The sequence below is a fragment of the Methanofollis aquaemaris genome, assembly GCF_017357525.1.
Taxonomy (GTDB): domain Archaea; phylum Halobacteriota; class Methanomicrobia; order Methanomicrobiales; family Methanofollaceae; genus Methanofollis; species Methanofollis aquaemaris.
In genome coordinates, this window is record NZ_CP036172.1 from 1,629,978 (window position 1) to 1,650,374 (window position 20,397).

19 protein-coding genes are annotated in these 20,397 nt (G+C 58.2%); 15 read left to right on the forward strand and 4 right to left on the reverse strand.

Going from position 1 to position 20,397, the window contains the following annotated elements; translation table 11 throughout:
* The first annotated feature begins 318 nt into the window (after positions 1–318).
* Entirely contained in the window at positions 319–2,610 is a 2,292-nt protein-coding gene (locus RJ40_RS07845; protein WP_265580300.1) for a tetratricopeptide repeat protein, read from the forward strand.
* Here RJ40_RS07845 and RJ40_RS07850 read toward each other — a convergent pair.
* The gene (locus RJ40_RS07850; protein WP_265580301.1) at positions 2,569–3,432 is read right to left on the reverse strand and encodes a nucleoside 2-deoxyribosyltransferase; all 864 of its coding nucleotides are present in this window, start codon (positions 3,430–3,432) and stop codon (positions 2,569–2,571) included. The genes RJ40_RS07845 and RJ40_RS07850 overlap by 42 nt on opposite strands.
* A 30-nt stretch (positions 3,433–3,462) precedes the next feature.
* Here RJ40_RS07850 and RJ40_RS07855 point away from each other — a divergent pair, with 30 nt between their 5' ends.
* Positions 3,463–3,954, forward strand: coding sequence for a DUF367 family protein (locus RJ40_RS07855; protein WP_265580302.1), 492 nt, complete (start codon positions 3,463–3,465; stop codon positions 3,952–3,954).
* On the opposite strand, the gene RJ40_RS07860 is transcribed toward RJ40_RS07855, so the two are convergent.
* Positions 3,955–4,230 carry a 2TM domain-containing protein gene (locus RJ40_RS07860; protein ID WP_265580303.1) on the reverse strand — a complete coding sequence of 92 codons (276 nt, stop codon included), beginning with the start codon at positions 4,228–4,230 and terminating at the stop codon, positions 3,955–3,957.
* 295 nt (positions 4,231–4,525) lie between these two features.
* Here RJ40_RS07860 and RJ40_RS07865 point away from each other — a divergent pair, with 295 nt between their 5' ends.
* Positions 4,526–5,155, forward strand: a complete 630-nt coding sequence (locus RJ40_RS07865; RefSeq protein WP_265580304.1) for a cysteine peptidase family C39 domain-containing protein — start codon at positions 4,526–4,528, stop codon at positions 5,153–5,155.
* On the opposite strand, the gene RJ40_RS07870 is transcribed toward RJ40_RS07865, so the two are convergent.
* Positions 5,133–5,864: a winged helix-turn-helix transcriptional regulator gene (locus tag RJ40_RS07870; protein ID WP_265580305.1), complete on the reverse strand. Its 732-nt coding sequence runs from the start codon at positions 5,862–5,864 to the stop codon at positions 5,133–5,135. The genes RJ40_RS07865 and RJ40_RS07870 overlap by 23 nt on opposite strands.
* Before the next feature lie 5 nt (positions 5,865–5,869).
* Complete coding sequence (locus tag RJ40_RS07875) at positions 5,870–6,592, reverse strand: hypothetical protein (protein ID WP_265580306.1); 723 nt, start codon at positions 6,590–6,592, stop codon at positions 5,870–5,872.
* Positions 6,593–6,746: 154 nt separating this feature from the next.
* On the opposite strand from RJ40_RS07875, the gene RJ40_RS07880 reads away from it, so the two are divergent.
* The 12 genes from RJ40_RS07880 to RJ40_RS07935 all read left to right on the forward strand — a co-directional run bounded on the left by RJ40_RS07880 (position 6,747) and on the right by RJ40_RS07935 (position 20,389).
* Positions 6,747–6,992 carry a hypothetical protein gene (locus RJ40_RS07880; protein WP_265580307.1) on the forward strand — a complete coding sequence of 82 codons (246 nt, stop codon included), beginning with the start codon at positions 6,747–6,749 and terminating at the stop codon, positions 6,990–6,992.
* Entirely contained in the window at positions 6,989–8,080 is a 1,092-nt protein-coding gene (locus RJ40_RS07885; protein WP_265580308.1) for an ABC transporter permease, read from the forward strand. Before RJ40_RS07880 ends, RJ40_RS07885 begins: the two co-directional genes overlap by 4 nt.
* A 681-nt stretch (positions 8,081–8,761) precedes the next feature.
* Complete coding sequence (locus RJ40_RS07890; protein ID WP_265580309.1) at positions 8,762–9,676, forward strand: ABC transporter ATP-binding protein; 915 nt, start codon at positions 8,762–8,764, stop codon at positions 9,674–9,676.
* On the forward strand, positions 9,673–10,797 hold the full coding sequence (locus RJ40_RS07895) for an ABC transporter permease (protein ID WP_265580310.1): 1,125 nt from the start codon (positions 9,673–9,675) through the stop codon (positions 10,795–10,797). Before RJ40_RS07890 ends, RJ40_RS07895 begins: the two co-directional genes overlap by 4 nt.
* Positions 10,794–12,242, forward strand: coding sequence for an NEW3 domain-containing protein (locus tag RJ40_RS07900; protein ID WP_265580311.1), 1,449 nt, complete (start codon positions 10,794–10,796; stop codon positions 12,240–12,242). The genes RJ40_RS07895 and RJ40_RS07900 overlap by 4 nt, the downstream gene beginning before the upstream one ends.
* 797 nt (positions 12,243–13,039) lie before the next feature.
* Positions 13,040–13,954 (forward strand): ABC transporter ATP-binding protein, encoded by a 915-nt coding sequence (locus tag RJ40_RS07905; RefSeq protein ID WP_265580312.1) that lies wholly within the window; start codon positions 13,040–13,042, stop codon positions 13,952–13,954.
* Positions 13,951–15,051 (forward strand): ABC transporter permease, encoded by a 1,101-nt coding sequence (locus tag RJ40_RS07910; protein WP_265580313.1) that lies wholly within the window; start codon positions 13,951–13,953, stop codon positions 15,049–15,051. Before RJ40_RS07905 ends, RJ40_RS07910 begins: the two co-directional genes overlap by 4 nt.
* Positions 15,048–16,133 (forward strand): ABC transporter permease subunit, encoded by a 1,086-nt coding sequence (locus RJ40_RS07915; RefSeq protein WP_265580314.1) that lies wholly within the window; start codon positions 15,048–15,050, stop codon positions 16,131–16,133. Before RJ40_RS07910 ends, RJ40_RS07915 begins: the two co-directional genes overlap by 4 nt.
* Positions 16,130–17,257: an ABC transporter permease gene (locus RJ40_RS07920; protein WP_265580315.1), complete on the forward strand. Its 1,128-nt coding sequence runs from the start codon at positions 16,130–16,132 to the stop codon at positions 17,255–17,257. The genes RJ40_RS07915 and RJ40_RS07920 overlap by 4 nt, the downstream gene beginning before the upstream one ends.
* Entirely contained in the window at positions 17,254–18,351 is a 1,098-nt protein-coding gene (locus RJ40_RS07925; RefSeq protein ID WP_265580316.1) for an ABC transporter permease, read from the forward strand. The genes RJ40_RS07920 and RJ40_RS07925 overlap by 4 nt, the downstream gene beginning before the upstream one ends.
* Positions 18,348–19,358, forward strand: a complete 1,011-nt coding sequence (locus RJ40_RS07930; RefSeq protein ID WP_265580317.1) for an ABC transporter permease — start codon at positions 18,348–18,350, stop codon at positions 19,356–19,358. The genes RJ40_RS07925 and RJ40_RS07930 overlap by 4 nt, the downstream gene beginning before the upstream one ends.
* Positions 19,355–20,389 (forward strand): ABC transporter permease, encoded by a 1,035-nt coding sequence (locus RJ40_RS07935; RefSeq protein WP_265580318.1) that lies wholly within the window; start codon positions 19,355–19,357, stop codon positions 20,387–20,389. Before RJ40_RS07930 ends, RJ40_RS07935 begins: the two co-directional genes overlap by 4 nt.
* The last annotated feature ends 8 nt before the right edge of the window (positions 20,390–20,397 follow it).

A 20,397-nucleotide genomic window follows, 5' to 3' on the forward strand; every position in this document is an offset into this window, starting at 1 on the left:
GGCAGCAACAGACAGGAACACACAGCAGCAGGCACCAGTTATCACCTGAGCACGATAATTCACCTACGAACTATCACCTAACTCAAAGAGGCATCATGACACACAGGCGGCGCCTGCATGCTACCACCTCTCAATACGTCAACATTCATCCGGCGGGGGGGCGGACACCCTCCCACCTGTGCAACAATACACGTACACTCCTCATAGGGGGGATCTATCCCCCCAATTCCCACTCCTGACAGACATTTCTCCGACATCTTCAGATCAATACGAGTATCTCTCTGTATGCCCCAATGACACAGACGAGAGGTACGCGAGATGGAGATCACCGTTGCACGCAGCTTCTTCTGGGAGCATATTTGGGCCACCCTCTGGGAAGAGAACGACGCGGACCCCGAGGAGTCAGCACTCCTTCATCTCTTTCTCATCAGACGGGGGCGTGACATTGGTTTTGCTGCCCATGTCGCCACAGAGGCATTCTCGGATGAACAAGCGAAGAAGAAGTTCAGAGAAGCACTTTCGAGGGCACTCTCCAGAGATGTCCCGGAACTCGCAGGGAAGGAGCGAACAGACTATTTCTGGCATTGTTATATCGAGAAACTCGAGAGAGGAGACCTCCGCGGCGCACGGATGATGGAGACGGCCCTTGCCGCAGGCGTCGGGACCGATGACGGCTATCTTGCCCCACCGGTCCCGGCAGGGGAATCTCCGGGGATGCGGTGCTGGACACAGCAGGAGAAGGCGATCGTGACCCACCTGGCCAGGTGGTCAGACCTCTACTTCGAGGCGCCTTTCTTCACCGACTTTCCGAAGACCCAGATCATCCCGGCAGAACTTGAAACCGCCTCATTTACCTTCGTCACCCTTGGAAAATTGCTCGGAGGTGCGATACCACCAGGCGGTGCAGAATCATTCGAGAAGTATGTCGACGACGCAGCGGCAAGTATCGCCCTCTTCTGGTTTATCGGGATGAAGAGAAAGGAACAGATCGCTCTTCTCAACACCACATATCCTTTCTCTATCGAGGAAGAGACTCTGGATGCTTTCGTCGACCTTTTTGACGACTATGAAACGCTCCTTGAGGATGCCACCGATCTGGTCAGGCGAGGGTTTGGCGAAGAGGCCAGGACGGTTTACGCCTATATCATCCTCCATGATCGGAACCCGATCCATAGACACGCGGCATACACAAACCTGGCCGTACTCTTCAGAGATGATGACGAAACCGGCAGGGCGGTCGAATGTGCGGAACGGGCCCTCTCCGTCCTGGAGGCCGGAGCAGATCCTGATCCGCATCTTCTCGCTCTCGCCAGAAAAGACGTCGGAGAGACCAATTTTCTGGACGGAAATATCGAGAGCGCAGGAATTGCCATCTCCTCAGCCATCCGGGCGGCAGAAGATCTCCCCCCTGAACAGGCCGCCCCGCTCCTCTGGGGAATCGCCTCATCCCTGCGGCGGATCGGACAATTTGAAGACGAGTACGCTGTTCTGACCAGGGTTCTGGATCTTGAAGATACCGGTGAGGCCATGGACGCCGCCATGGAGAGACTCTTCTCTATGGACCAATACGCTAAGCCGAACGGCACCTTCGACCGGAAAGGGCTGTTCGAAGTCGAGAAGAGACGTAAATATCTCGATTATTTCGGGAAAGGAGCTGCACTTCTCCAGACCTTCCAGTTCGAGCGGGCGATCACATGCTTTGAGGCGGCGCTCTCCCTCTCCAGGGACCCCGAACTCCTCAGGAACACCGGGATCGCCCACCGCCTCTATGGTTCGCCCGAGAAGGCCCGGACCCTCCTGGAGGAGGTGCTCGAGGGTTGCTCGGACGACCTCTATGCCCTTGTCCACCTTGGCCTCCTCGTCGGCGGGGATAGAGGAAGAGATCGGATCAGAACGGCGGTGGACGAGGCTGTCAGGCAGGGTGCCGACCTCGCCCTGGTGCTTTACCCGGTGGTGCAACATGCCGCCTTCAGCCCGGAGGACGGGATCATCACCAAGATTGAGCGATACGCCGACCTTCCGACACAGGAGGGGAAGCGCAGTCTCTTCTACCTCGGGGTCGGCACCGCCCTCGCTGACCTGGGCTTTCAGCAGGAGGCAAACACCTGCTACCGCCGCGCCCTGAAGGCGAACCCACCCGCACCGGTGCGGGCGCGGGTGCTCAGGAACATAGGTGCCCTGGCCGCCGACGGGGACGAATATGAGCGCGCCGCCTCGCTCCTCGGGCAGGCCCTCCTGGCTGCCCCCAGAGATCCGACGGTCTGGCACCGCCTCTCCCGCGTCAGGACGGCCCTCGGCGATGCAGGCGGGGCGGCCGAAGCAGCAAGAGAGGCCGCACGCCTTGCCCCGACAGACGAAACATATCAGCAGGAGAAGGTCCTCAGGGCCGCAAAAGAAGAGGTGCCACCTCCGGCGCCGGAGGATCCAATCGCAGCAGAACTCATCACCGCAGGCGAACGTCTGATCGAGCACCAGGCAGGGGTACCGGCCGCGCTCAGGGCCTATGCAGCCGCCGCCGCCCGACTCGGCCTCGACCCGGATGAGCAGACCCGCGAAGGGAACGCCCTCTCAGAGCGGGCGAGACTCTTCACCCTCATTAGAGGCGCCTGAGACGAGAGTGCGCCGCACCGCCGCGACCAGGTCGGCGGTGTCGGTCACCACCTCGGCCGACTCTTCGAGCATCAGGTTGACATGTTCGCAGGGTCCGGCCCGGCGGAAATCAGTTCTCAGGGCCACGGCCGGGATGCCGCGCCCGGCCGCATACCCCATCTCCCACGAAGTTCCCGAATCGGCATCCGCACCGTCCACGACCGCAAGGACGAGATCGACACCGCGAAGAACCTCCACATGGCGCTCGAAGATTTGCCGGCGACCGCCCATATCGCAAACCGCCCCGTCGTCCCCCGCCTCCTGCGGGAGATAGACCTCGTAGCGGTGCTCCTCAAGGAGGTCGCGCACCTGCCGGTTGAACGCCCGCTCGGCCTCGGAGAAGAGGGGCGCGGCAAAGTAGATATGGTAACGCGCGAAGTCGTAGACATCGACCGCCTCGATCTCAGGGAACCTGGAGAGGAAGGCACCGCGTCCAGGAACCCGCGCATCGTACCAGGTCCGGTTCACCCCGCAACAAGGGGAGGAGTCGACGCCGACGATACAGAGGGGGGGACCGCGAGCGGCGATGACCCTCCACACCTCCTCTTCCATCCGGTCGAGGACGGCGCAAAAGTCCGGGGTATCGAGGCGCTCCACGAAGGTCGAGGGCGGACGGGGGCGCCCCAGGTAGGCGGTCTCAGGACAGGGGAGAGGGACGACCTCAATCCCGAAGCGTCGGCAGCGCTCCAGCACTCTCCTGAAGGCTTCGAGATCTGCGGGCCCGGTGATCCCCTCGGCACGGAGGGAGGAGTCGAGGACGCATGGTGCGCAGAGGACATACATTCATCTTCACTCTGTCCCAAACCGAGATAGATGATACGCCTCTATGCCTTCAGGGACAACTCCTGCGACCCCAGGAAGTGCACGGTCAAGAGGATGGAGAAGTGGGAGATGGTGAGGGTGGTCGACTCCCTCGACCGCATCCCTCGTTCCTCGCTCATCCTCGACCCGACGGCCGAGCAGGCCCTCTCCCCGGCAGACAGGGGCATCCCCTCGATCACTGCACTCGACTGTTCCTGGGAGGTGCTTGATACCCGGACGATCAAACGGTGGCCGACCCGCCGGGCCCTCCCGTACCTCGTCGCCGCCAACCCGGTGAACTTCGGCAGGCCGCTGCGCCTCACCTCGGTCGAAGCCTTTGCAGCGGCGCTGTACATTCTCGGTGAGGAGGATCAGGCCAGACAGGTTCTCTCCAAGTTCAACTGGGGCCTGCACTTCCTCGAACTGAACGCCGAACCCCTCGGCGAGTACGCGGCGGCGAAAAATTCTGCCGAGGTCGTGGAGATCCAGAGTTATTACCTCTGATCACCTTTTCTTCTCCTTCTCCATATATTCCCGCACCTTTCGCTCCTCCCACTCAGGCCCCAGGATACGCCCACCCAGAAACGTCCCCACAGCATGAAAGAGGAGCCCGACTCCCCAGAAGAGAGTCACCCAGTAGAACCACCATGCTCCGGGCGAAGTGACCGCATTGATCGCGAAGAGCAAGAGGTTGACGACCAGATAGATCCCCAAATGTTCATAGAATCCCCGCAGTTCCCGCACCCTTTTCTGTGCCCGTTCATACGATTCTTCTTCCATAATTATTCACCTCCAGATCCGTAGCGCCGGGATGCCCGCACAGGCGATCATCTCCGGGCGGGCGGGGTTCACGTACTCTTTCACCATCATTCTTGCCGAAAAATGGGGGGCGGTGCTCTTGATAACCCCCTCCACTGTTTCATCAGGTCTCCGTTCATCAGGTTCGTCCGGATGCGGCCAGGAGATATATAGATATGGCATATTATGCCACATTCAAAATATTCTCCATTAGAGACGACTTCTATGCCTCAAATCATCAAATTTAAATAAAAATAGAATAAAGGATCGCAAGACCATGGATAAAATATATATAAAATCACAAACATCAAAGCCCGCCGCCACGCCCGACTCTCTGGCAGGAGGAGGAAGAAATACACAGAAGGTGCTCCTGACGATCGTGCTCCTCATCGGGTTGACCTCCACGATGATCGGGATGGCAGTGGCCTGCACCTTCCCTGACCTCTTCCTGAAAAATTCTTCTTCCGCCGGAGATGAACTGACAGGTGTCCCGGATGTACGGCAGAGCAATGGGGACGGATCGGCTGCCGCCGCATTCCAGGGGGTGATGGCTTTCTATGGGATTGACCGGGGAGAACAGGAATGGCGGGAGGCCATCGGCCCGTCTACCGACATCAAAGAAAAGGCAACGGCAATGGCATCCGCAGCAAGAGAGCAGGGTTTTGAAGCAGATGTGATGGAGGGGATCGGAACCGACGAACTGACAGCCCTGATCGCGGAGGGAGTCCCCGTGATCGTCCCGCTCGACGGAAAACAGTATGTCATTGTCGTCGGGAAAGACACGGAGGCATTCATTCTCGAAGACCCTGCAACCTTTGGTGGGCGCACGCATCTAAAGAGAGACGAGTTTGCCGCACGCTGGATCGGAGGGACCGCAGTCGCGATCAGGAGCATGACCCGCGACTGAGGTCACCGCCTTCCGTCGTCCACGCGGCAAGGTCGCCGGCAATCCCTTCGTTGAGAGAATACCGCGTCGTTCGGCCCTCGCGTTCCTCCATCATAAATCCATCCTCCTCCAGTTTTTTCATATGCCAGTGGACCGCGGGGCCTGAGATCCCGACGATTTCGGCGACCTCTTTCCTCGACATCCCTGGCTGCCTGAGGACTTCACAGAGGATCTGCCGTGTGGTCGGGTTCATGAGATGTTTGAGCAAACGCTGCTGGGTCAGGGTGTACGTTCCGCTATTTTCATAATACATCAGGCGGCCGTCTTCCTGGAGGACGGCGACCTTGTGATTCTGGTGGAGAATACCCAGATGATACCTGAGCGTGCCCATCGGCGTACCGGTAGTGGCCGAGAGGGCGCGCAGATGGATGCCGGGCCGCGCCCTGATGCACCGGTAGATCGCACCTCTCACTGGATGATCGAGGAGCGAACTTCCACCCTGTCGAGAGCGGAGGAAGAACCAGATACCCGACCAGGTGAAGAGATCAAGGGGGGCGATACAGAGACTGTACACCAGGACATAGAGAGGGAGTTCCCAGGGGGCAACTTCCACAGGAGTGAGTGGTTCTCCTGTCGGCGGACGATCATACCCGGGGGTGACGATATAGGCTCCAGCGCCCTGGACCAGCATGATCAGACAAAAAAGAAACAGAGCAGATCGTCGGTCCATGTGATTCACCCGACATACGTCCTGAAACTATAGTTGTGGGCCACCGGGATCCTGGGGCCGCTCACCCGATAATACCATGTGCCGCCTTCGACACCATCCTGGTCCGAGATCCGCAGGAATATTCTTCCATTTTTCTTCCCGTCGTCGATATCTCTGAAGGTGCCGAGCAGGCCCGAGGGGTGCCAGACAGAGAGGGAGAGATCCTGCTCGCTTTCCCCCCAATCGAGATCGACCCAGTGGTGTCTGGTGCCTTCAGGCACCTCCTGGGCATAGTACACCGGGGCGCTCGATCTGGAGGTTCCCTCGCGGTTGACCAGATTATAGATCGGGACGGTCTCTGTCATACCTGATGCCGAAGAAAACACAATCCCTGTTTCCACCGCCACTTCAGGCGCGTCGTCACGTATAATCACCATATCCCCACTATCCCCGGCCATCGTGATCGTGACCTCAGAGGACGAAAGAACGACTTCCTCGACAGGGACGACCCTGTATGCATAGTCAATATATGAGAGAGAAGGGTAGGAGTCGATGAGGGCGTCGTTGGAGGCCGCCACATCGGTGATGATAATAAAATTCTCAGGGGGTTCCTCGTGGAACACAACTGGATCATACTCTATGAATATCTCTACTGTCTCGACGTGCTCATCCTCCGAAGCGACCGATGGGGTCAGAAGACAGACCAGCACCAGCATCCAGAGAAGAGCCCGCCATTTCATAGGTACCATCTCTGCCTCACCTGATAATAAACGATCTGGCACAAGTATTTACACATCCTCTTGGTCTGACCTATTGAACGATCTGTAAAGGATTGTGCCACAACTGATTTTATAATACAACTCCAATAGATTGTTCGCCATTATAAAGTGAGATGAATAATCCATGAAATGTTATGAACTTCTCTGCAAACCATTTCAAGGCGTTCTTGCCGTCGAAGACCTCAGCCTGGAGGTGCCCTGGGCGGAGTGGGGCCGCCTCATCGAGGTGAGCAAGGCCTGCACCTCCGCGGGCATTCTTGCACACGGCTCACTCATCGCCACCGTCGACATCAAGAGCCCCAAAGCAGAACACCCTGACATAGAAGGCGTATTTCTCTCATACCCTCACGCCGCGGAGGATGCCGCATGAGAACCGAAGGTCTCAGGGTCATCGCCGGCAAGGAGTTCCATGATCATGTCAGGAGCAGACGTTTTCTCAGCCTCCTCGGGATCATGCTCGTCATCGCCGCCGTCGGCCTGGCCTCGGGCACGGTCCAGTATCACAAAGACCTGAACAACTACAACCAGGCACGTGTAGCGGTCGGCGATGATGAACTTGCACAGACCCCACTCATCACGAAACCTTCGCCGCTCTTTGCCTTCTACGAGATGGCACTTCTCCTCTCCTCTCTTGGTGCCGTCACCGGGATCGCGATGGGCTTCGACCTCGTGACCAGAGAGAAGGAGAGCAAGTCCCTCAAGATCCTTCTCTCCCACCCGATCTATCGCGACGAGGTGATCACCGGCAAGGCCCTCGGTGGCGCCGCGGCAATCGCCCTCGCAATTCTTCTGTTCGTCGGGGTCTCGTTTGCGGTGCTGCTCGCATCAGGGGTCGTGCCCGATCTTGACGAGTCGATACGGATCTTGATCTTCGGACTGCTCTCATTCCTGATGATCGTCTCCTTCTTCGCCCTCGCCCTCTTCTTCTCGACGGTCACGAAGACAAGCGGGAGCGCCCTGGTTTCCACGCTCATCGTCTTCATCACCCTCTCCTCGGCCACCTATCTGGCCACGTCGAGCGCGGGGATCACCCTCCTCATCGGCGACCCCCCGGAGATGTCCGGGATAGAGTATCAATACTCCTTCATGACAGGCCCGAACAGCGAGACCGGGATCATGGGCATATCGGACGAAGGGATGGCGCCGGGAGAGTTCGAGGAGAGGATGGAGGAATATGAAATAGAGTCTAAGGCCTACCAGGGCAAGAGACAGGCGATAGAGGATATGTTCAACCTCATCTCCCCGGACCGAAATTACCAGGAACTTACCTTCGCGGTGGTCAGACCAGGACTTGTCGCGGCGACCCTCGCTGACGGAGAGATCGTCTCTGAAGACGGCCTCTCCGCACTTTTCACTCTGCTCGGGAGTCTTGCAAGCAACATCGTCGCCATCCTCGTCTTCCCCGCGGCCTTCTTCGGGCTTTCATGGATACGTTTCGTACGGGAGGACATTCGATGAGGACCGGTGTCCTCAGGATCATCGCCGGCAAGGAGTTCCAAGAGCAGGTATGGCGCCGAAGGATCGGGATCTCTATCAAAGTTCAATACTTTAAACAATGGGCTGTGTAGAAACCCTCTGGACAGTTATCTTTGACAGGGGGCGTGCTGCCCCCCGCGTCAGGAGAGGCGTGGGGACGGCGACACTCTCTTCATGTTCATTGATTTCGCCTTCCCAGCCCAATATTCGTCCCGGGGTCTGGGGGATGCGACTGGAGGGAGCTTGAGAAAATCTCTGATTTTCGATGGAGCCCCCGCGCGATCAATGTGGGAAGGCTGTTGGTTCACACGTGTGCCTGGAAGAGGGGAGGGGTTCTACAGAGCTAAACAATGAACATATCCCAGACATCTCTGAGGCCCGGATATCCCCTCGAACCGAAGCGCTTCCTTCCAGGAATTCTAAACATATATCTCCCACCGGGGAGCTGGCCGCCCCCGGCGCGAGTGGATAGGGAAGGCGATGGATGCATGGGTGCGCGACGAAGAGGCAGGAGTCTCTCAGCCATCATCCATCGCTCGATTCTGTGAGGGCAGGGTCGAGGAGTTTCTGGATGATCTCAAAGTGTAGAGGATTGTGCCACAAGTGATTTTATAATACAGTCCCAATTGATGACTCAGAGTTACAGAACAGGACGAACTATCTATGATACGTTGTGACCATCTCTGCAAGATCTATAATGGCGTTCCCGCCGTCGACGACCTCTGCCTTGAAGTGCCTGAAGGTGAGGTCTTTGGCCTCCTCGGCCCGAACGGCGCCGGTAAGAGCACCACCATCCTCATGCTCACCGGCCTCATCGAGCCTACGTCAGGCGCATGCTACATCGACGACCTCGAGGTCGCCACCCACCCCATCGAGGTGAAAAAGAAGATCGGCTACATGCCTGAAGACGTCGGGTTCTACCCCACCCTCACCGCCGAGGAGAACCTCGAGTACTCAGCAAAACTCTATGGCATGGGAAAGGAGCGCAAAGAGCGGATCAAAGAACTTCTCGCCCTCGTAGGGCTCGAAGGCGTCACCAAGGAGGTCGGGGGGTTCTCGAAGGGGATGAGGCAGCGCCTCGGCATCGCCAAGGCCCTCATCAACCACCCGACGGCCATCATCCTCGACGAACCCACCGCAAATCTCGACCCCCAGGGCGTCGCAGACTACCGGAGGATCATCAGGCAGGTCGCCGACCAGGGCACCACTGTCCTGGTCTCCTCCCACATCCTCTCTGAGGTGAGCAAGGTCTGCACCTCCGCAGGCATCCTGGCCCACGGAAAACTCGTCGCACATGGTACCTGGGACGAACTCGCACACATCGGCGGCGATGAGAAGATCGTCATCCACATCGAGACGCGCACCCCCATGCCTGACCTCCAGAGCCCTGCACTCGTTGCCGCAGAGTTCGCGGAGAACCGACACCGTGCACGACTCGTTGCCACCGTCGACATCAGGGACGAACTCGCCGACGTCCTCGCCGAAGCGGGGGTTGCGATCAGGAGCCTCGAAGCAGAACACCCCGACATCGAGGACGTATTCCTCTCATATTATCACGCTGAGGAGGATGCCACGTGAGGACCGAAGGCCTCAGGGTCATCGCCGCAAAGGAGTTCCGCGACCACATCAGGAGCAGGAGGTTCCACATCCTCCTCGCGATCTTCCTGGTCATCGCCGCCGTCGGACTCATCGACGGATCAGTACAGTATAATAAGCAGATCGAAGACTACAACGAACGCCTGGCCCAGGCCTCGGACGACCCGATGATGGAGATGGGGCACGGTTACTTCGACTGGAAGCCCTCCATCCTCTCAGCCTTCTTCAGGATGTCCATGCTCATCGTCACCGTCGGGATCGTCCTCGGATGTGCAATGGGTTTCGACCTCATCTCGCGTGAGAAAGAGAGTAAATCCCTGAAGATCCTCCTCTCCCACCCGGTGTACCGCGATGAGGTGATCAACGGCAAGGCCCTCGGGGGCATCGCAGCCATCGCCCTCGCAATGGGGATCATGCTCGCCCTCTCCTTTGCCGTCATTCTCATCTTCGGGATCGTCCCGAACCTCGACGAGAGTGTACGGATCCTGCTCTTCGGCGGGCTTTCGTTCCTGCTCATCTTCTCGTACTTCGCGATCGCCCTCTTCATGTCGACGGTCGCAAAGGACAGCAGCAACGCCCTCATCTACACCCTCATCGTCTTCATCGTCCTCTCCACCCTCATCCCGGCCATCGCCACCAACGAGAGCGTGATGAACACCGTCATCGGCGAACCGCCGGAATTCCCTGATATGGACAGAGTTTATTACGGCGATACATTCGGCGTCTCAAGTGTCAAGACGTCCTCTTCGACGGATGAGCCAATAGACACCTCAGAGATCGACCGGGCCTGGGAAGAGTACGAGGAGAAGTCGAGAGCCTACTGGGAGAAGAGACGCGCCTTCACCGACACCTTCAACCTGCTCTCGCCTGCCAGCAACTATCAACAGATGGCGATGGCCGTGACCAACCCGCGCTCTGCCATTGCACTCCAGAACACAGGCGGTTATGATCCGGATATGTATGAAGACCTCCCTGAGAGCGGACTTGCGATCCTCGCAAGCCTCCTGGGAGTCCTTGCAAAGTACATCATCGCCCTGTTCGTGGTCCCCGCCGCGTTCTTCGGGCTGGCATGGATCAGGTTCATGCGGGAGGATATCAGATGAAAGAAAGAATTGAAAAGGGGCTCGCAGTTCTCTGCACGGCCCTCATGCTCCTGCCCCTCCTGGTCGCCGCACCGGCGGCGGCCCTGGATAACCAGGCAGACGGGAAGGTCTCCATCCACTGCGACTTCCCCGGCCAGGTGATCGAAGCCGGAGAGACGGCGACCTTCACCCTCTCAGTGACCAACAACGGCAAGACCGATCAGATGAAGATGTGGACCGAGTCCTTTGCCGGGTGCAGGGATTGGGAGATGCGCTATGTCGACGGGAAGACCGAAGTGAACAAAGTTTCCATCTCGCCGGGCGGATCAAAGAGCGTCACCCTTGAGGTCGAGACCGCGGCCGACACGTCGATCGGCGATTACCCCGTGAAAGCCCGTATCGGCGACGGCTCGATCTGGCTCCATGTAGGTATTTCAAAGACCCACACCGGCGAACTCGGCACCCTCGAACTCACCGTCACCGACAAGGACGGCGAGAAGGTGAAGGGTGCAACCGTCCTGATCTATGAGGACAAACATGCCGAACCTTCCGATAAGGTGATGACCACCGCGGACGGCAAGATCAGCACCGGTCTCCCGCAGGGGATCTACGATCTCGTCATCGAGAAGGCCGGATACAAAGGGGCCGAGAAGAAGGACGTCAAGGTGAAGTGCGGGATCACCACCGACGCCGGGACCGTGATGTTGGAGAAGTCCCCCTACGCGGCCGAGGTCAACATCAAGTCCCCGACCATTACTTCACCGGTTGGAAGGAACGCGATCTTTGAACTGGGTCTGAAGAACGCAGGTACCGGTGACGACACCTACACTCTCTCAACAAAGGATCTCCCTGAGGGATGGTATGCGCGCTACAAGGAATCAGCCACTGCCTCGGGCGACCTTTCCGAGATCTTCCTGCGGGCCGGCGAGGAGAAGACCCTCTATCTTGAGGCGATTCCCCCTTACGGTAGCGGCACCGGCGACTACACCTTCCAGGCCTTCATCGGTTCTTCGGCAGGAGAATACTCCGATGAACTGACCGCAAAACTCCGCGGGAGTTATGAGATGCGGGTCTCGGCCGATCGGTATCGATACGAGACCGACATGGGTGGCACGGTCAGCTTCGACCTCAAGGTGAGGAACGCAGGCACGGCGGGAGCGTTGACCGGGATCGGCTTTGAAGTGATGGCCCCACAGGGGTGGAGCGCCACCGTGACCCCGGCCAACATCACAAGCCTCCAGCCCGGAGATCGGGAGACCGTGAAGGTGACGGTGGCACCCCCCTCCAACATTGTCGCCTCAGATTACAAGGTCAGCGTCAAGGTGATCTCTGACCAGGGCGAACAGGAAGAAGAGTTCAGAATCGTCGTGAAGGAGCAATCTTTCGCGGCCATCCTCGGGATCCTCCTGCTGGTCGGGATCGCCGGTGGAGTCTGGTATTACTTCAGGAAATACCAGCGCCGTTGAACATTTGCCCTGGTGAATCTCTTTCAGGGCACGAATGAGGGGGCTGACCGCCTTCTCCCGTCCCTCGCGCGAAATAAAGCGCATGGGGGACGACAACACCCTCTTCTTGATCTCTCCGGGTCTATGCTTATACGGCTCTTTAGAATCTGGCATGACCCCCTGGCTCACGCATACAAGATGAAAATTACTGGATTTCTCTGGAGTGAGCGGATCTCTGCTCCCTCTTCATAGCAAGACACCTCATTGCCGCCCCCGCCTATCCTCTCTCCGTGGGGGTCAGGGGGTGAACCCCCGGCGCGAGATGACGGTGAAGGTTTTGCGATGAGGGCGGCCATTCTGATCGGCATGCCTTCCCACACCATCATGCCGGGGGCTCTGCCCCATGACCCCCTGGAGCAAGATAGGGGCGGGAAGGCAGAGAGAAGATCATGAAGACAGGAAGCGATCCCCCCACTTATCGTGTGGCGAAGGCGGCGAGCGAACAAGGTCTCCACCGATTCTCCGATCTTGAAAAAAGAGAGAAAGCACGCGACGAGAAATTTTCATCCCACATGCCTGAGCCCAAGGTTCATGAGTGACTCCACAGAGCCCAGAAATTATTCTCCACCTCTTTCTCTCAATTTCACAGAAGCAGGGTGACTCCCAGACTCAGACTTCCCAAGAGAAATTCTAAAAAATTATTTTTTCTTCTCATCACCCCGTAAAGGATTGCACTGACATGTAGAGGATTGTTACAGAACCTATTTTATAAAAGAACTCTCATGGATCTTCAAACCAGAATATTGGAGTGAAGAACCATGATACGTTGCGAACATCTTTGCAAGGTCTACAACGGCGTCCCGGCCGTCGACGACCTCTGCCTGGAGGTGCCTGAGGGGGAGGTCTTCGGCCTCCTCGGCCCGAACGGCGCCGGTAAGAGCACCACCATCCTCATGCTCACCGGCCTCATCGAGCCTACGTCGGGCGCCTGTTATATCGACGACCTCGAGGTCGCCACCCACCCCATCGAGGTCAAGAAGAAGATCGGATACATGCCCGAAGACGTCGGGTTCTACCCCACCCTCACCGCCGAGGAGAACCTCGAGTACTCCGCAAAACTCTATGGCATGGGAAAGGAACGAAAAGAGCGGATCAAAGAACTCCTCGAACTCGTCGGCCTCGAGAAGGTCACCAAGGAGGTCGGCGGGTTCTCGAAGGGGATGAGGCAGCGCCTCGGCATCGCCAAGGCCCTCATCAACCACCCGACGGCCATCATCCTCGACGAACCCACCGCAAATCTCGACCCCCAGGGCGTCGCAGACTACCGGAGGATCATCAGGCAGGTCGCAGACCAGGGCACCACTGTCCTGGTCTCCTCCCACATCCTCTCTGAGGTGAGCAAGGTCTGCACCTCCGCAGGCATCCTGGCCCACGGAAAACTCGTCGCACATGGTACCTGGGACGAACTCGCACACATCGGCGGCGATGAGAAGATCGTCATCCACATCGAGACGCGCACCCCCATGCCTGACCTCCAGAGCCCTGCACTCGTTGCCGCGGAGTTCGCGGAGAACCGACACCGTGCACGACTCGTTGCCACCGTCGACATCAGGGATGAACTCGCAGACACCCTTGCAAGAGCAGGAGTCGCCATCAGGAGCCTCGAAGCAGAACACCCCGACATCGAGGACGTATTCCTCTCATACTATGAGGCCGGAGAGGGAATGACATGAGGAGCGGGGGCCTCAGGGTCATCGCCGCCAAGGAATTCCGTGACCATATCAGGAGCAGGAGGTTTCACATCCTCCTCGCGATCTTCCTGGTCATCGCCGCCGTCGGACTCATCGACGGATCGATCCAGTATAACAAGCAGATCGACGAGTACAACGAAAATTTGGCCCAAGCCTCGGACGACGAGATGGTGCCCGGGTACTTCGGGTGGAAGCCCTCCATCCTCTCGGCCTTCTTCAGGATGTCCATGCTCATCGTCACCGTCGGGGTCGTCCTCGGGTGTGCGATGGGGTTTGACCTGATCTCACGAGAAAAAGAGAGTAAGTCCCTCAAGATCCTCCTCTCTCATCCGGTGTACCGCGACGAGGTGATCAATGGCAAGGCCCTCGGAGGCATCGCCGCCATCGCCCTCGCGATGGCGATCGTGCTCGCTCTCTCCTTTGCGATCCTGCTCATCTTCGGGATCGTCCCGGACCTCGACGAGAGTGTACGGATCCTGCTCTTTGGCGGGCTTTCGTTCCTGCTCATCTTCTCGTACTTCGCGATCTCGCTCTTCATGTCGACAGTCGCGAAAGACAGCAGCAACGCCCTCATCTACACCCTCATCATCTTCATCGTCCTCTCCACCCTCATCCCGGCCATCGCCACCAACGAGAGCGTGATGAACGTCGTCATCGGAGAACCCCCAGAATTCAATGGCCCTTCCGGCCCATACGCGGTCTCAAGCTCTTCGGCAGCCTCTTCGACAGGAGAGGTAGTAGACACTTCAGAGATCGACCGGGCCTGGGAAGAGTACAGGGAGAGGTCGGATGCATACTGGGAGAAGAGACGTGCCTTCACCGACGCGGTCAACCTGCTCTCTCCCTCCTACAACTATCAGCAGATGGCGATGGCCGTGACTGAACCACGGATCTCCATTGCAGTTCAGAATGTCGGCAGTTATTCTCCAGATATCTATGAAGACCTCCCTGAAAGCGGGCTTGCGATCCTCGGGAGTCTCATGGGAGTCCTTGTAAAGAACATCATCGCACTCCTCGTGATCCCTGCCGCCTTCTTCGGGCTCGCATGGGTCAGGTTCATGCGGGAGGACATTCGATGAGAACTGGTATCCTCAGAATCATCACAGGCAAGGAACTCCGCGACCAGATCAGGAGCAAGAAATTTCGAACTCTTTTTGCGATCTTGCTTATCATTGCTGTTGCCGGACTGATCGACGGGGCGACCTCGTACCAGGAGGGCCTTGAACGGTATAATGAGATGCAGGCAGCCGCTTCCGAAGGAGAAGAAGACTTATCATACAGTTATTATGAGGGGAAACCCTCGTTCCTTGGGGCTTTCAACATAATAGGTTATCTGCTCTCGACGGTCGCGGCAGTCCTCGGGATCGCAATGGGATTTGACCTCATCACTGCGGAGAAGGAGAGCAAATCCCTCAAGATCCTCCTCTCCCATCCAGTGTACCGCGATGAGGTGATCACCGGCAAGGCCCTTGGTGGCGCCGCAGCCATTGCCCTCGCGATGGGGATCATGCTCATCGTCTCCCTTGCCCTGATGCTTGTCTTCGGGATCGTCCCGAACTTCGAGGAGACGGTGAGGATTCTGCTCTTCGGCATCATCTCCTTCCTCGGAGTCTTCACCTTCTTCGCAATCGCCCTCTTCATGTCGACAGTCGCCCGAAACAGCGGGAACGCCCTCATCGGTTCGCTTGCAATCTTCATCGTCCTCGGGATCTTCCTTCCGTCCCTTGCCGGGAATGGTGCCCTGACCAATGCCCTCTTTGGCGAGCGGCCTGAACCACCCCAGACGAGTGGCCCCTCCACCTTCGCCGACGTAGAGGAACATAACCGACTCTGGGACGAGTACCAGGAGAAAAATAGAATTTACCAGATGAAAGTGCAGGGCCTTCACGACACGACAGACCTCCTCTCTCCCACAAGAAACTATATGGAGATGGTGGGGGCGGTGGCGGATCCGCGCGACACGGCGGCAATGGTATCCGGGGCTTTTTACCTGGACTGGGAAGACACCAAGGAATTTTACGCAACCCTCCCTGACAACGGGCTTGAGATATTCGTCGGACTGCTCGGGTCCCTCGCAAAGAACATCGTCGCCATGCTCGTCGTCCCCGCCGCCTTCTTTGGGTTGGCGTGGGTACGGTTCGCACGGGAGGACATTCGATGAGGACGCAGCCACTCAGGACCATCGCCGGCAAGGAGTTTTGCGATCACATCAAAAGCAGGAGGTTCCACCTCATCTTCGGGATCCTCCTGATCATCGCGATCGTCAGTCTGGCCTCGGGGATGGCCCAGTACCAGAAAGAACTGGAGATCTACAACGAGGCCTACGGGAGCGTAAGCGACGAAGCTCTTGCACATATGCCCGCCGGGATGACCCCCACGCCTCTCACGGGCTTCAACCAGATGGCGTACTTCATCGGATCGCTCGGCGCCGTCATGGGGATCGCGATGGGCTTCGACCTCGTGACCAGGGAGAAGGAGAGTAAGTCACTCAAAATGCTCCTCTCCCACCCAGTCTATAGAGACGAAGTGATCAACGGCAAGGCACTCGGTGGGGCCGCAGCCATCTTCCTCGTGATGGGGATCGTACTTGTCATCTCCTTTGCCGTTCTTCTCGTCTTCGGCGTCGTCCCGAACTTCGAAGAGACCGTCAGGGTTCTTATCTTCGGAGGGCTCTCGTTCCTGATGATCTTCTCCTTCTTTATCCTCGCCCTCTTCTTCTCGACGGTGGCGAAAGATAGTGGGAGTGCCCTTGTCTCAACGCTTATCCTCTTCATCACGCTCTCCGCGGTCACGACACTGGTCATCTCCGGTCCGGGGATCACCTTCCTCATCGGCGAACCGCCTGAGCGACCGGAATCTCCCGAATTCACATTCAGCGTCTCAACCGATTCACCCGGCATGGGAAGCAGTACGTCTATCGTCCCGGGGGATTCAGCCAGGGCGTTCGACCTGGAGGAGTACGAGGAGAAGATGGAGGATTACAGGCGCGAGTCCAGGGCATACCAGGAGAGGCGTATGGCGATCACCGACACCTTCACGATACTCTCCCCAGACCAGAACTATCAACGCCTCGCCTTTGCAGTAAACGAACCCGGCTTCGAAGCGATCTGGCAGAACCCGGGCGAGGGGCCTCCGATCGACCCCGCAACCGAACCGAAGGACGGACTCGGCATTCTCTCTGGACTCCTCGGTGCGCTTTCACAGCGGATCGTCGCCCTCTTTGTCTTTCCGGCGGCCTTCTTCGGGCTCGCGTGGGTGCGCTTTGCGCGGGAGGACATTCGATGAGGACACAGATCCTCAGGATCATCGCCGGCAAGGAGTTCCGCGACCATGTCAGGAGCAGGAGGGTTCACATCATCCTCGCGATCTTCCTGGTCATCGCCGTCGTCGGGCTCATCGACGGTTCGGTGCAGTACCAGGAACAGATCGAGAGTTACAACGAGCACCTGGCCCACACCAACGATGAGATGGGACTGCCCCACTTCTTCTGGTGGAAACCATCCATCCTCTCGGCGTTCACCCGGATGTCCGGTCTCATCGCAAGCGTCGGGATCGTCCTCGGGTGCGCGATGGGCTTCGACCTCATCTCGCGCGAGAAGGAGAGCAAGTCACTCAAACTCCTCCTCTCCCACCCGGTCTACCGCGACGAGGTGATCAACGGCAAGGCCATCGGCGGCATCGCGGCCATCGCCGCTGCGATGGGGGTCGTGCTCATCGTCTCTTTTGCGATTCTGCTCATCTTTGGCGTGGTTCCTGACTTCGACGAGAGTGCGCGTATCCTGCTCTTCGGGGTGATCTCGTTTCTGCTCGTCTTCTCGTACTTCGCGATCGCCCTCTTCATGTCGACGGTCGCGGAGAGCAGCAGCAACGCTCTTATCTACACGCTCATCATCTTCATCATCCTCTCCGTCCTCGTCCCAGCCGTCGCCACCAACCAGACGGTCCAGAAGACGATCATCGGCGAACGGCCCGAGCCGCCGGAGATATCATCCATAGACGCACCCGCACCACACTCCATCATGGTCAGGCCTATGGAGACGCCGAATATCGAGAGCAATGAGGCATGGAAGGATTACGAAGAGGAGTCCAGGGCCTACTGGGAGAAGAGACGGGCGGTCACCGACACCGTCAATCTGCTCTCACCCTCAAAAAATTATGAACAGATGACGAGGGCGGTCACTGAACCAGGCTATGCCGTATCGATGCTGAGCGACGATCCTTACACTTCAGACCGGCCCGAAGACCTCCCCCAGAGCGGGCTCGGGATCCTCATGGCGGTCATCGGAGAACTGGCACAATGTATCATCGCCCTTATCGTGATGCCAGCGGTCTTCTTCGGGCTCGCGTGGGTGAGGTTTGCACGGGAGGACATCAGGTGAGGACACAATCTATCAAAACCATAGCGGGCAAGGAGTTCCGTGACCACATCAGGAGCAAACGCTTCCACATCCTCTTCGGGATCCTGCTCGTCATCGCCCTCACTGGCCTTGTCACCGGGATGGTCCAGTACCAGAAAGACCTGAACGACTACAACCAGGCCCATGCAGATGTGAGCGAAGAAGAGATACAGGTCGGAGCCACAGACACAACACCCTCCCCCCTCACGGCCTTCAACCAGATGGGCTCTCTCATCGGTACGCTCGGCGCGGTGCTCGGGATCGCGATGGGCTTCGACCTCGTGACGAAGGAGAAGGAGAGCAAGTCGCTCAAACTCCTCCTCTCCCATCCGGTGTATAGAGACGAGGTGATCAACGGCAAGACACTCGGCGGCGCCGCGGCCATCGCTCTTGCGATGGCGATCGTGCTCATCCTCTCGCTTGCCGTCCTCCTCATCGCGGGGGTCGTCCCCTCGTTCGAGGAGAGCGTGCATATCCTCCTCTTCAGCGGACTCTCGTTCCTGATGATCTTCTCCTTCTTCGTCCTCGCCCTCTTCTTCTCGACGGTCGCGCCGAACAACGGGAGCGCCCTGGTCTCGGCGTTCATCGTCTTCATCACCCTCTCTTCGCTGACGTCGCTGATCATCTCCACCCCGGCACTCAACCTGCTCATCGGCGACTACCCCACCGGACCGCCCCGGAGTGACAGTATGTTGAGTCCTGAGGAACAGATCGAAAAAGATAGGCTGTGGGAGGAATACCGGACTCAGAAGATCGCCCACGAACAGAAGCGTCAGGCGGTCAAAGATACGCTTTCTCTCTTCTCGCCAGACAAAAATTACCAGAAACTCACCGGTGCCGTCACCGCCCCCCACGTATCAGAAGACAATCATCGGACTCTTGCCGATCTCTTCGGGATGCTTGCCGGACACATCGTCGTCTTCTTTGTCTTCCCGGCGGCCTTCTTCGGGCTGGCATGGGTGCGCTTTGCACGGGAGGATATCAGATGAGGGTCCAGACGCTCAGGACTATCGCGGGCAAGGAGTTCCGCGACCATGTCAGGAGCAGACGGTTCCTCGCGCTCCTTGCCGTCATCCTGATCATCACCGGGACGGGAACATTCTCAGGCATGGTCCAGTTCCATAAGAGCCTCGATAGATACCACGACGCACTGACTGTCGTCTCCGGGGAGGACGAGCCCTTCGGTACATCGACCTCCTCAAAACCCTCGATCATGTGGGTCTTCCATATGATCGAGATGACGACGGCGACTCTCAGCGCCTTCATGGGGATCGCAATGGGTTTCGATCTCGTGACCCGTGAAAAAGAGAGTAAATCGCTGAAGATCCTCCTCTCCAACCCGATCTACCGCGACGAGGTGATCACCGGCAAGGCACTCGGCGGGGTCGCGGCCATCGCCCTCGCCGTCGCGATCGCCCTCGGGGTGAGCTGCGCCGTCCTGCTCATCGGGGGGATCGTCCTCAGCCCAACCCAGATGATACGAACGCTTATCTTCGGCCTCTTCACCGTCCTCTTCATCGCCACCTTCTTCATGATCGCCCTCTTCTTCTCGACGATCGCATCGGAGAGCGGTACCGCCTTCATAGCCTCTGTCCTCGTCCTCGTCCTCATCGCCGTCATCCTCCCCTTCTTCGCCTACAATCCCATGGTTCTTGATGCCGTCCTCGGCGAACCGCCGGAATGTCCCGAAGAAGCCTATTCAACGGATATCTCATATGAAGAGAGTCTTGCTCTCCTCGATGAGTATGATGCAGAGAATGAGGCCTACTGGAACACACGCAACACCCTGATCACCGCGGCGATGATCTCCTCGCCCGCGTGGATCTATAATGCGGCCACCGCTGCGGTGACGGCACTTCCTCCCGCCGACGACGGCGTGCAGGACTATAGTCCCGGAACCATCCTCTCGACCCTCCTGAACTCCTGGTATATCTTCGCCGCCCTCGTCGCCATGCTCGTCATGCCCGCGTTCTTCTTCGGGCTCGCGTGGGTAAAATTCGCGCGGATGGACCTGCGGTAAGGGGCACA